The following is an 11,246-nucleotide window of genomic DNA, read 5'->3' on the forward strand; positions in this document are numbered from 1 at the left end:
GTCCCGGCGGCCCCCCGGCCGTCGCCCTCGGCGCCCGGCCGGGTCCGTGCTGCGGCGACTGCGGTGCCCCGGCGGGGAGCGAGGCCCGTTACTGCATCGCGTGCGGGGAGAGGCTGCTGTGACGGCCGGACGCGCCGCCTCCTGGCGCCGGTACTCCCCCGCCGCCTTCTGGCGCGGGCGCCTGGGCTCCCGGCGGACCCGCCGGCTGCTGGAGGCGCATCTGCTGGTGCTGTTCCTGCTCACGGCCATGGCGTCGACCGCCCTGTTCCTCTCCAGCCGTCAGGTCCAGCACGGTGCCGAGGCGCTGGCGTCCCGCGAGGCGCCGGCCGTGCAGGGGCTCGCCGCCAGCAGGCTCGCGGCCCTGCGCGCCCAGGAGGAGGTCGACCACCTGGTGGAGAGGAACCTCATCGGCGTCGTGGGCTCGGGCGAGGCCTACCGGTCCCAGCTCTCGGCCGCCGACCAGGGCCTGTCCCGGATCGCCGACCGCACGGACCAGGACCTCGGCACGGTCAAGGGGCTGCTCGCCACCTACAGCGACTCCCTCGCCCTCGGCACGTCCCTCTACCGTGACCAGCCCCTCATGCGGGAGCTGAGGCTCCGGGAGGCCGAGTCGCTGCTCACCCGCGACACGGTGGGAGTCGCACCACGCCTGAAGGTCCTGCAGCGAACCCAGTTGGAGCACGCCGAGGCCACGGCCGCCATGGGGTGGTGGCAGCGCGCCGGGTGGTGGGTCGCCGAACTCGCCCTGGCAGCCGTGGCGCTGACCCTTCTCTCGGCGCTGTTCGTGCTGCGCGACCGCTGCGGCCGTGACTGGAATCCGTATCTGCTCGCGGCCTTCGTCCTCACCGTGCTGCTCGCGGTGGTCCCGCTGACGACGGCGTACTCCACCCAGGACGATCTCGCCGGGGCGCTCGGGGACCTGCGGCGGATCACCGAGGTGTCCTGGGGAAGCGGCCCGCCGGACGAGGCGCAGCAGGAGGTCACGGAGATGTCGGAGAGGGTCCGGCTGCGGCTGGCCGACGGCGCGTGGGCCGAGTCGGTGTACCGGGGTGCCCTCGTCGGGAGCCTGCTGGCCGTCGTCCTGCCCGCGCTGGGGCTCGGTCTGCGGCTCGACCACGACTACTGGAGGCGACGGTGACCCGGCGGTTCAGGATGCTGGTGTTCGTGGTGGTCATGCTGCTGGTCGCCGCCGGCGGCATGGTGGTGGTCTGGGCGCAGCACGACGACGAGGAGCCGGTGACCATCCTCGGGACGTGGACGGCCGGGCAGGCGGAGCAGTTCGAGGACGTGCTGCGGGGGTTCGGCATCCCCTTCCGCTACCAGGGCACCGCGGCCCAGCGGGAGGTGCTGCTCTCCAAGGTGCAGTCGGGCGATCCCCCGGACATCGTGATCATGCCGGGCCTCGGCGAACTCGCCGAGTACGCCGAGAGCGGCCTCCTGGAGCCGCTGGACGAGTTCTACGAGCCGCGGGAGTACGGCGCTCCCTGGATGTCGGCCGGTTCGTCCTCCGGACAGGTGTACTGGGTGCCGGTCAAGGCGGATCTGAAGAGCATCGTCTGGTACCGCGAGGGCGAGGAGCCGGGTGATTCCCCTGCTCCGCTGAGGAGTTGGTGCGTCGGCATGGGGGACGACGGCGCCTCCGGCTGGCCCGGCACCGACTGGATCGAGGACCTCGTGCTGCAACGGGAGGGCCCGGAGGTCTACGAGAAGTGGGCGCTGGGCGCGGGCGGGGTGAAGTGGTGGCGGAGCGATCCGGTGCGCACCGCCTGGGAGGCCTGGGCCGGTCTGCTGCGGCAGGACGAGCGCGCGGCCGAGGACGCCCTGCTCACCGACCACCGCGGCGAACCGGACGGCCACGGTCTGCTGTTCGACGGTCCTCGGGGCGGGTGCGCCCTGGAGCACCAGGGTTCCTTCGCGCTCTCCTTCTACCGGTCCGACGCGAAGCACGCGCGCCTGACGGACTCCGCCCCGCTCCTGCCCGGCGGCGGCCGGGTCCGGGCCCACGAGGTGACCGGCGACTTCGCGGCGCTGTTCAGCGACCGCCCCGAGGCGCAGAGGCTGATCGAGCGGCTGGCTTCGAAGGAGGGCCAGCGGGAATGGGCCGACCGGGCGGACGTCTTCTCGGCGAACCGTCGGGTGAAGCCGCGGGGCGACGCGGTCAAGGGCGAGATCGCCCGGCGGCTCCGTGAAGGGCCCCGCTGCCTGGACGCCTCGGACGTCATGGCACCCGCCGTGCGGGACGCCTTCTACGAGGCCGTGCTGCTGACCATCGCACGGGCCGCCGCCGGCCGGGACCCGGACGTTCCGGGCCTCCTCCAGGACGTGCAGCGGGTGCAGGACGCGCAGTCCACGCCGGGGGACGGCGGCAGGGCGGCTCCGAGGACGGTGTGCAGCACGCGGTGACCGGCCGGGGCCCGGCCGCCCCCGAACAGCCCCTGTCCTCCCCGGAGATGTGACGACGGCCATACCCCCGGCCGGTACAACCTTTCGGGACGTTGATCCGTCTTCCCGGTGACCACTCCGGTCGCGTTCACGAGGAGACCGTCATTTCCGCCATACGCAAGACCCTCACCGCCACCGCCGTCGCCACCGCGGTCCTGGCGGGTTCCGCCGCCTGCGGCACCGTGGAGAACCTGTCCGCGGGGCAGAAGCTGGACAACGCCTTCGACAAGCTCGGTGAGGCGCGTTCGCTCTCGTTCGAGCTGGACCTGGACGCGGACGCCTCGACGCTGAAGGCGCTGGACGCCGAGTCGTCGGAGCCGGGCGAGGAGATGCCCGACGAGGTCGCCGAACTGCTCAGCGACGCGAGCATCTCCGTCTCCGTGGAGTCGAAGAAGCCGATCGAGAAGTCCGGCGAGAAGGACATCACCGCCATGGCGGTGAAGTTCAGCGGCCCGGACGGCGCACTGGTCGAGTACCGGCTGATCGGTGACCACCTCTACGTCCGCGTCGACGCGGGGGCGCTCGGGAAGATGGCGGGCGCCCCCATGCCGTCGGCCGACGAACTGCCGGACAGCGCAGGGGCGTTCAAGAAGATCCTCGCCGGTGAGTGGATCAAGCTCTCGGCGAAGGAGGCGGCAGAGGCCCGCAAGGAGATGTCGGGGGCGGAGGGCCTCGGGGGCGAGGAGCCCTCGGCGGAGCCCACTCTCGACGCCAAGACCCAGAAGAGGCTGACGAAGGCGCTGCGGCAGGTCATCGCCGATCAGGTCGACTTCACGACCTCCGACGGATCGGACGGCACCGAGCACATCAAGGCCACGGCGCCGTTCCGTACGCTGATCACCGAGCTGTTCGACGAACTCCGTCCGCTGCAGAAGGATCTGCCGGGGGGCTCCGAGCTGCCTACCGCCGAGGACCTCAAGGACGCGCCGAACAAGAAGGTCACCGCCGACTTCACGCTGAAGAACGGCGAGCTGACCGAGGTGTCCGTGGATCTGGCCAAGCTGGCGGAGAAGGCGAAGGTCAAGAAGTTCGCGCTGGTGCTGCGCGTCGGCAAGGGCGAGAAGACGACGGCTCCGGCGGGCGCCACCGAGGTGAACATCGACGAGATCATGGAGGGCTTCTTCGGCGGCTTCGCGGCAGGGGCGCTCGGCGAGGAGGAGTTCGTGGAGGGCACCGAGGGCTGACCCCGTCCGGTGCGGGCGGTTCCGGCCGCCCGCACCGGCCGTCCGCCGGAAAAGGGGGTGCGGACCCGCTCCGTGCGTGTCAGGCTCCGGCGGTGCATCGTGAACAGATCTCCCGGATCGCCCACACCGGTCACCCGATCGCCGCCCCGCTCGACGACGACGCGGTGCGGCGGCTGCTGGAACACGGGGTCCCGCGCGACGGCGCCCGGGTGCTCGACCTCGGCTGCGGCGGCGGGGAGTGGCTGCTGCGTGCGCTGGCCGGGCATCCGGGGCTGCGGGCCGAGGGTGTCGACGTCTCCGCGGGATCGCTGGAGCGCGCCCGGGAGGCGGCCCATGCGCGCGGGGTCCGGGAACGCCTCGTGCTCCATCACGAGGACGCCAGGGGTTTCGCGGCCTCCCACGCGTTCGATCTGGTGATCAGCGTCGGGGCGACGCACGCCTTCGGCGGTCTGCCCGCCACCCTCGCGGCGGCTCGCGCGCACCTGGCTCCCGGCGGGCGCGTCCTGATCGGTGACGGGTTCTGGGCACGGGAGCCCTCTTCCGAGGCCGTCGAGATGCTCGGCGACCTCGGTGATCTGCCGGCCACCCTGGACCTCGTCGTCGCCGACGGATGGACCCCGGTCCACGGACACATCAGCTCACGCCGGGAGCTCGACGACTACGAATGGGCGTGGACGGGGTCGCTGGCCTCGTGGGCCCTGGACCACCCGGACGACCCGGACAGCGCGCAGGCCCTGGCGGCGGCCTCCGCCCACCGCGACGAGTGGCTGCGCGTCCACCGGGACGTCTTCGGCTTCGTCTGCCTGGTGCTGCGCCCGACATCCGGCTGAGCCGGACCGCGCACAATGCCGTGGGCCGGTGCGGAACCCGATGGCCCCGTCCCCTCCTCCGGCGGTGGCCTCACCGTCCGGTGACCGTGTCCCAGTGGACCGTGCGGTCGCACCAGCGGTTCAGGAGGACCTGGTCGTGGCCCACGGCCAGCAGGCCCGCGCCCGTCGAGGCGCGGTAGGCCTCGACGGCCCCGACCAGCGCGGCCGTGGTCGACGCGTCCAGCATGGCCGTCATCTCGTCGCAGATCAGCCAGCGGGGGCGCAGCACCAGCGCGCGGGCGAGGCAGGCGCGCTGGAGCTGGCCGTCGCTGACCTCGTGGGGGCGGCGGGTGAGCAGGTCGGGGGTCAGGCCGACGGTTCCGGCGAGTTCGGCCACCCGGTCGGGGACGAAGGCGCGGCGGCCCGTGGCCCGCAGGGGTTCCGCGATCAGGTCGGTGAGGCGCAGGCGGGGGTCGGCGGAGAGGCGGGGTTGCTGGAAGACGACGCCGACGGCGGTGCGCAGCTCGCGCGGGGCGCGGTGGCGCCAGCGGCGTACGGGGGTGCCGTCGAGGAGGACCTCCCCGGCGTCCGGGCGGTGGAGGAGGGCGGCGACCCTCGCCAGGGTGGACTTGCCGCAGCCGCTGGGGCCGAGCAGGCCGACGGACTCGCCGGGGGCGACGGTGAGGGTGGCGTCCCGTACGACGGGGGTCCGCCGGTCGTATCCGGCGGTGACGGTGCGCAGTTCAAGCACGGATGTCCTCCGGGGTGGGTGCCGGGACCGGGTGGTGACAGGCGACCGACCCGGTGAAGGACGGGAGGGCCGTGCAGGTGTCCGTGGCGCGGCCGCAGCGGGGGGCGAAGGCGCAGCCGTCGGGGAGGGCGCCGAGTTCGGGGGGCAATCCGGGGATGGGAGTGAAGGACCGGTCCGGGAGGGCCTCCAGCAGGCCCCGGCTGTAGGGGTGGCGGGGGCCCGGTGCGCCGAAGAAGGCGCTCGCTCCGGTCAGTTCGACGATGCGGCCCGCGTACATGACGGCCACCCGGTCGGCGATGCGTTCCGCCGCCGCGAGGTCGTGGGTGATCATCAGGAGCGCCCGGTCGCCGTCGGCGTCGACGTGGCGGCGCAGTTCGTCGACGGTGCGGTCCACCAGGTCGCGGTCCAGGCCGGTGGTGGGTTCGTCGGCCAGGAGGAGGGGTGCGTCGCCCACCAGGGCGAGGGCGGTGGCGGCGCGCTGGGCGAGGCCGCCGGAGAGCTCGTGGGGGTGGCGGTCGAGGTGTCCCGGCGGGAATCCGGCGCGCTCGGCGGCCCCTTCGGCCGCCGCGCGCAGGGCCGTGCGGCCCCGGACGCCGGTGAGCTGGGCGACCGTCTCCTCCAGTTGGGAGCGGATGGTGCGTACGGGGGTGAGGTGGGCGGCCGGGCTCTGCGGGACGAGGCCGATGCGGCGGCCCCGCACCGTGCGGGCGAGGGTGCGTTCACCGGCGGTCAGCAGGTCGAGGTCGCCGAGGTGGGCGTGGCCCGCGGTCTGGGCGTTGGCGGGGAGCAGGCCGAGGAGGGCGGAGGCGAGGACGGACTTGCCGCAGCCGCTCTCGCCGATCAGGGCGAGGCACTCGCCGGGCGCCACGTCGAAGTGGGCGTCGGTGACGGCGGCGACGCGGCGCCCGCCCGGCAGCAGGAAGCGTACGGACAGTCCTCGGACCGACAGCACGGGGGGTCGCTCGGTCGTCACAGCGTCAGCTCCGATCGGCGCCGGGGGTTGATCCGCTCCCGCCAGACACCGGCGAGGCCGGCGACGGCGAGGGTGGGGATGATCAGGAACAGGCCGGGGAAGAGGGTCGGCCACCACTGTCCGGCGAGCAGGGAGCCGCGGGCGCCCTGGATGAGGGTGCCGAGGCTGGCGGTGTGGGTGGGCAGGCCGAGGCCGAGGAAGGACAGGGCCGACTCGTGCCACATGGCGTGCGGCACCATGAGGACGGCGGCGAGGCCGGCCTGGGGCAGCACGCCGGGCAGCAGGTGCCGTACGACGACCCGCCACCGGGAGGCGCCGCCGGAGACGGCCGCGTCGATGTAGGGGCGGGAGCGCAGCGAGAGGACCTCGGCGCGGACGATCCGGGCGGTGGACAGCCAGTGGGTGAGGCCGACGGAGATCACCACCGGCCAGACGCCCGGCCGGAACATGGCGACGATGAAGACGCCGAGCAGCAGGTGCGGTACGGAGGAGAAGGTGTCGACCATGCGCATGACCGCGCGGTCGGCCCAGCCGCCGAGCGCGCCGGCGGTGGCGCCGACGGCGGTGCCGATCACGGTGGCGGCGAGGGCGGCCACCACGCCCACCAGCAACGACACCCTGAGCCCGTAGACGCAGCGCAGCAGCAGGTCGCGGCCCACGTCGTCGGTGCCGAAGGGGTGGGACCAGGACGGCGGCAGGAGTTTGGCGGCGAGGTCGACGGCCTGCTGGTCGAGCCGGACCAGCGGCGGTACGAGGAGCACCGCGAGGACCGTCACGGCGACCAGGGTCGCGGAGACGCGCAGGCGGAGGGTGTGGGTGGAGCGGCGGGCGGTGCCGTGTGCGCGCCACACCGTCTTCGTCACGGCGGTGGTGGTGTCAGCCATGGGGGTCACATCTCATTCAGCTTCACCCTCGGGTCGATCAGTCCGTAGAGCAGGTCGGCGAGGAGGTTTCCGGCGAGGACGGCGGCGGTGGCGAGGGTGGTCAGCGCGGCCAGCAGCGGGAAGTCGACGGAGGTGGCCGCCTCGACGGTGGCCGCGGCGATGCCCGGCCAGCTGAACACGGTCTCCACCAGCAGGGCGCCGGTGATGAGTTCGGGGACGCGGGAGCCGATCAGGGTGAGCACGGGCAGCAGTCCGGAGCGCAGGGCGTGGCCGAGCAGGACGGTGCGTTCGCTCAGGCCGCGGGCCCTGGCGCCGCGCACGGGGTCCTCCGCGAGGGCGTCGCCGACTCCCTGGCGGACGTAGAGCGTGAACCAGGGCAGCTGGGAGACGGCGAGGACGCCGGCGGGCAGGATCAGGTGGCTCGCGACCTGGCCGGAGGTGACCTGTTCGCTGCCGGTGTCGGTGAGGCCGCCGGCCGGGAGGACGTCCAGTTCCAGGGCGAACAGCCAGACGGCGAGCAGGGCGATCCAGAAGACCGGGGCGGCCTCCAGGGTGTACGCGAGGGAGGTGACCGTACGGTCGAGGAGCGAGCCGGGGCGGCGGGCGGCGAGGACGCCGAGCGCGGTGCCGAGCAGGACGGCGACGGCGAACGCGACGGTGCACAGCAGGGCCGACCAGACCAGGCGTTCGCCGATCACCTCGGCCACGGGCTGGCGCATCACGGTGGACCGGCCGAGGTCGCCGCCGAGCGCGGAGGTCAGCCAGTCCCACCAGCGGGCGGTGAACGGCCGGTCCACGCCGAGGTTCTCCCGCAGCCGGTCCAGGGTCTCCTGGTCGGCGCCGAGCGCGGCGGTGCCGGCGTACGCCTTGACGGGGTCGAAGGGGGAGGCGGCGGCGACGGCGAACACGCCGAAGGTGACGACCAGCAGCACCGGCACGGCGAACAGGGCCCGCCGTGCCGTGAGCCGGGTCATCTCTCCCCAGGGGAGTCCGGTCATGCCGTGGGCTGCCAGTCCTCGACGTTCCACCAGGGGCCGCTGGCGAAGCCGTGCTCGTGCGGTTCGGTCTGGGTGGTGAGGTCCTTCCAGCGGTCGGCGAGGACGTACATGTGGTCGATGTGGGTGAGGAAGGTGTAGCCGGGGTTCTTCACCAGTTCGCGCTGGAGGGTGTCGTAGGCGGCCTCGCGGTCCTTCGGGTCCTGGCTGCGGCGGCCGGTGCCGAGGGCCTCGTCGACGGCCGGGTTGTCGTACAGGGCCATGTTGTTGAAGCCGTCGCCGGCGAGTGAGGAGTGCAGGAGCGTGTAGAGGCCGAAGTCGGGGTCGCCGGTGCTGCCGAAGCCGGCGAGGACGGCGTCGTGCTTCATCCGGGGTTCGATGACCTCCCAGGTGGCGCTCTCGACCTCGACGTCGATGCCGGCCTTCTTGGCGTCGGAGGCGTAGGCGAGGGCGTGGTCCTGGCGGACCTTGTCGCCGGAGGGGTAGTAGAGGGTGAAGCGGGCGGGGCGGCCGTCCTTGGCGCGGATGCCGTCCTCGCCGGTCCTCCAGCCGGCCTCGTCGAGGATGCTCCTGGCCTCGTCGAGGTCCTGGGGGCGGTCGATGCCCTCGGCGTACCAGGGGTCGTCGAGGGGCAGCGGGCCGTAGGCGGGGCGGCCGGCGCCGTCGAGGATCTTGTCGACCATGGCCTGGCGGTCCACGGCGAGGTCGAGGGCGCGGCGGATCGCGGTGTCGCCGGCGACGGGGTTGCCGGTGGGGAGGCTGACGGCGCGGAAGTCGTACGACGTCGCCCGGTAGGTCTTCCTGCCGTCGTCGTTCTTGAAGGTGGCGGCGAGGTTGGGCGGGAGGGTCGCGCCGTCGAGGTCGCCGGAGCGCAGCCGGGTGGCGCGGACGTCGTCGTCGGCGATGATCGCCATGGTGAGCTTTTTCACCTTCGGGACGCCGCCCCAGTAGTCCGGATTGGCCTTGAAGGTGAGCTTCTCGCCCTTGCTCCAGCCGGTGAGGACGTACGGCCCGGTGCCGATCGGCTTCGTGTTGAAGGAGCCGGTGTTGGGGTCCTGTCCGCCCGCGACGTGCTCGGGGACGACGGGCAGCACCGTGCGGGCGGCGAAGGCCGCGTAGGGGTAGTCGAGGGTGAAGACGACCTTGTCGTCGCCGTCGGCCCGGACCTCCTTGACGGCGTCCAGTTCGCTCTTGGCGGTGTTGTTGGTCCTGTCGTCCAGCACGGTGTCGTACGTGAAGACCACGTCGTCGGCGGTCAGCGGCTCGCCGTCGCTGAACTTCACGCCGTCGCGCAGGGTGTACGTGTAGGTGCGGCCGCCGTCGGTGACCTCGGGGAGCGCCTTCGCCAGGGCCGGCTTCAGCTTCATGTCGGCGTCGCGGGCGAGGAGTCCGTCGAAGATCTTGGAGTTGCCGTCCTTGCCGTAGCCGAGCAGCGGGCTGAGGGTGTCCGGTTCGGAGGGGACCCCGATCACGACGGACTCGGCGGACGCTCCGCCGTCCGCGCCGCCGCCGCCCGGCGCCGAGCAGGCGGCGACCGCACCGGCCATCGCGACCGCGGCGGCGGTACCCCGTATTCGTCGGGTCGTCATCGAACCTCACACTCCTGTTGCCCGGAAATCGTTGTTGCATATTAGTTGCAGCAAGGTACTGCCCAGGACGGCGGCCCCCCACTCCCCCGCCCCGGCGGACGGCGCCGCTCGTGTCAAGTGCGCAGGTGTGCGCCGGGGTGCGAGCCGCCGGGCGCCGTCCGCGCGCCCCCGGTGGCCGCTTGTCACCGGACCGGAACGGGCACTACTGTCACCACGCCTTGGTGACGGGAAATCGGTGCGATACCGGTGCGGCCCTCGCCACTGTGATCGGGAAGTCCGGCTCCAGTCCTCACGGACGGCCACTGGGTCCCTCAAGACCCGGGAAGGCGGAGCACGGGCGGTGGTACCCGTCAGCCAGGAGACCGGCCAAGGCGCGTCAACCATCCACGAGGTGCTGGAGAGGGTCTGCTGAGCCATGCACATAGCCGAGGGTTTTCTGCCACCGGTGCACGCGGTCGCCTGGGGCGTCGCGTCGGCGCCGTTCGTCGTCCACGGAGCCCGGTCGCTCGTCCGTGAAGTCAGGGAACATCCCGAGAGCACGCTGCTGCTCGGCGCGTCGGGAGCGTTCACGTTCGTCCTGTCCGCGCTGAAACTGCCGTCGGTCACCGGAAGTTGCTCCCACCCCACCGGCACGGGGCTCGGCGCGATCCTGTTCCGGCCGCCGGTCATGGCGGTGCTGGGCACCATCACCCTGCTGTTCCAGGCGCTGCTGCTCGCCCACGGCGGGCTGACCACGCTGGGCGCCAACGTCTTCTCGATGGCGGTCGTCGGCCCCTGGGCCGGATACGGCCTCTACCGGCTGCTGCGCCGGTACGACGTGCCCCTGATGGTCGCGGTGTTCTTCGGCGCGTTCGTCGCCGACCTGTCGACGTACTGCGTGACGAGCGTGCAGCTGGCGCTCGCCTTCCCCGACCCGGGGAGCGGATTCCCCGGCGCGCTGGGCAAGTTCGGCTCCATCTTCGCCGTGACGCAGATCCCGCTCGCGGTGAGCGAGGGACTGCTGACCGTGCTGGTGATGCGCATGCTGGTGCAGTCGAGCAAGGGGGAGCTGACGCGGCTCGGCGTGCTGGTGACGTCGGTGGCCGGGCGGAAGGCGGCGAAGCCGTCCGACCCGGCGGAGGCGGTGGCCCGATGAGCCGCAACGCGAAGATCAACACGCTGCTGCTGGTGCTGGTGGCCGCGCTCGCCGTGATCCCGCTGGTGTTCGGGCTCGGTGACCACAAGGAGGAGCCGTTCACGGGCGCGGACGCCGAGGCCGAGACGGCGATCACCGAGATCGACCCGGACTACGAGCCGTGGTTCTCGCCGCTGTACGAACCGCCGTCCGGGGAGATCGAGTCGGCGCTGTTCGCCCTCCAGGCGGCGATCGGCGCGGGCGTCCTCGCGTACTACTTCGGGCTGCGGCGCGGGCGGCGGCAGGGGGAGTCGCGGGCGCTGGCACGGCTGCGGGCCGGGGCGGACGCCGGTGACGGGACGGACGCGGGTGCCGGTGACGGGACGGACGCGGGTGCCGGTGACGGGACGGACGCGGGTGCCGGTGACGGGGCCGTCTCCGGACGACGACGGGTCTGACGGCTCGTGCTGCCGATCGACGCGGCGGCGCACAGCAGCCGCTGGCG

11 protein-coding genes and 1 riboswitch are annotated in these 11,246 nt (G+C 73.0%); of the genes, 6 read left to right on the forward strand and 5 right to left on the reverse strand.

All coding sequences use genetic code 11. From position 1 onward, the window contains the following. Positions 1-118 precede the first annotated feature (118 nt). From B7767_RS10755 to B7767_RS10770, 4 genes are all read left to right on the forward strand, one after another. On the forward strand, positions 119-1,138 hold the full coding sequence (locus B7767_RS10755) for a hypothetical protein (RefSeq protein WP_107485981.1): 1,020 nt from the start codon (positions 119-121) through the stop codon (positions 1,136-1,138). After that, positions 1,135-2,403, forward strand: coding sequence for an ABC transporter substrate-binding protein (locus tag B7767_RS10760; RefSeq protein WP_085571997.1), 1,269 nt, complete (start codon positions 1,135-1,137; stop codon positions 2,401-2,403). The genes B7767_RS10755 and B7767_RS10760 overlap by 4 nt, the downstream gene beginning before the upstream one ends. Before the next feature lie 92 nt (positions 2,404-2,495). Next, positions 2,496-3,626, forward strand: coding sequence for a hypothetical protein (locus B7767_RS10765; protein WP_256923393.1), 1,131 nt, complete (start codon positions 2,496-2,498; stop codon positions 3,624-3,626). A gap of 92 nt (positions 3,627-3,718) precedes the next feature. Then, entirely contained in the window at positions 3,719-4,456 is a 738-nt protein-coding gene (locus B7767_RS10770) for a cyclopropane-fatty-acyl-phospholipid synthase family protein (protein WP_085571998.1), read from the forward strand. A gap of 70 nt (positions 4,457-4,526) precedes the next feature. Here B7767_RS10770 and B7767_RS10775 read toward each other — a convergent pair whose 3' ends face one another. The 5 genes from B7767_RS10775 to B7767_RS10795 are packed head-to-tail and all read right to left on the reverse strand — an operon-like array spanning position 4,527 to position 9,627. Further along, positions 4,527-5,186, reverse strand: coding sequence for an ABC transporter ATP-binding protein (locus B7767_RS10775; RefSeq protein ID WP_085571999.1), 660 nt, complete (start codon positions 5,184-5,186; stop codon positions 4,527-4,529). Then, positions 5,179-6,159, reverse strand: a complete 981-nt coding sequence (locus B7767_RS10780; RefSeq protein ID WP_085572000.1) for an ABC transporter ATP-binding protein — start codon at positions 6,157-6,159, stop codon at positions 5,179-5,181. The genes B7767_RS10775 and B7767_RS10780 overlap by 8 nt, the downstream gene beginning before the upstream one ends. After that, positions 6,156-7,043, reverse strand: coding sequence for an ABC transporter permease (locus B7767_RS10785; RefSeq protein WP_085572001.1), 888 nt, complete (start codon positions 7,041-7,043; stop codon positions 6,156-6,158). Before B7767_RS10785 ends, B7767_RS10780 begins: the two co-directional genes overlap by 4 nt. Before the next feature lie 5 nt (positions 7,044-7,048). Continuing rightward, complete coding sequence (locus B7767_RS10790) at positions 7,049-8,017, reverse strand: ABC transporter permease (protein ID WP_085572007.1); 969 nt, start codon at positions 8,015-8,017, stop codon at positions 7,049-7,051. Positions 8,018-8,037: 20 nt separating this feature from the next. Continuing rightward, positions 8,038-9,627, reverse strand: coding sequence for an ABC transporter substrate-binding protein (locus tag B7767_RS10795; RefSeq protein WP_085572002.1), 1,590 nt, complete (start codon positions 9,625-9,627; stop codon positions 8,038-8,040). A 202-nt stretch (positions 9,628-9,829) separates the two neighbouring features. Further along, positions 9,830-10,013, forward strand: a riboswitch (cobalamin riboswitch). Between the two features lie 29 nt (positions 10,014-10,042). Here B7767_RS10795 and B7767_RS10800 point away from each other — a divergent pair. Continuing rightward, positions 10,043-10,762 carry an energy-coupling factor ABC transporter permease gene (locus B7767_RS10800; RefSeq protein ID WP_085572003.1) on the forward strand — a complete coding sequence of 240 codons (720 nt, stop codon included), beginning with the start codon at positions 10,043-10,045 and terminating at the stop codon, positions 10,760-10,762. Further along, positions 10,759-11,199 (forward strand): energy-coupling factor ABC transporter substrate-binding protein, encoded by a 441-nt coding sequence (locus B7767_RS10805; protein ID WP_085572004.1) that lies wholly within the window; start codon positions 10,759-10,761, stop codon positions 11,197-11,199. Before B7767_RS10800 ends, B7767_RS10805 begins: the two co-directional genes overlap by 4 nt. Positions 11,200-11,246 lie beyond the last annotated feature (47 nt).

The organism is Streptomyces sp. 13-12-16 (genome assembly GCF_002114215.1).
GTDB lineage: Bacteria > Actinomycetota > Actinomycetes > Streptomycetales > Streptomycetaceae > Streptomyces.

Excerpts from the sequence above, each read along its gene's own strand:
- B7767_RS10785 (WP_085572001.1), bottom strand. The coding sequence starts at position 7,043 with ATGGCTGACACCACCACCGCCGTGACGAAGACGGTGTGGCGCGCACAC.
- B7767_RS10790 (WP_085572007.1), bottom strand. The coding sequence starts at position 8,017 with ATGACCCGGCTCACGGCACGGCGGGCCCTGTTCGCCGTGCCGGTGCTG.
- B7767_RS10795 (WP_085572002.1), bottom strand. The coding sequence starts at position 9,627 with ATGACGACCCGACGAATACGGGGTACCGCCGCCGCGGTCGCGATGGCC.
- B7767_RS10800 (WP_085572003.1), top strand. The coding sequence starts at position 10,043 with ATGCACATAGCCGAGGGTTTTCTGCCACCGGTGCACGCGGTCGCCTGG.
- B7767_RS10805 (WP_085572004.1), top strand. The coding sequence starts at position 10,759 with ATGAGCCGCAACGCGAAGATCAACACGCTGCTGCTGGTGCTGGTGGCC.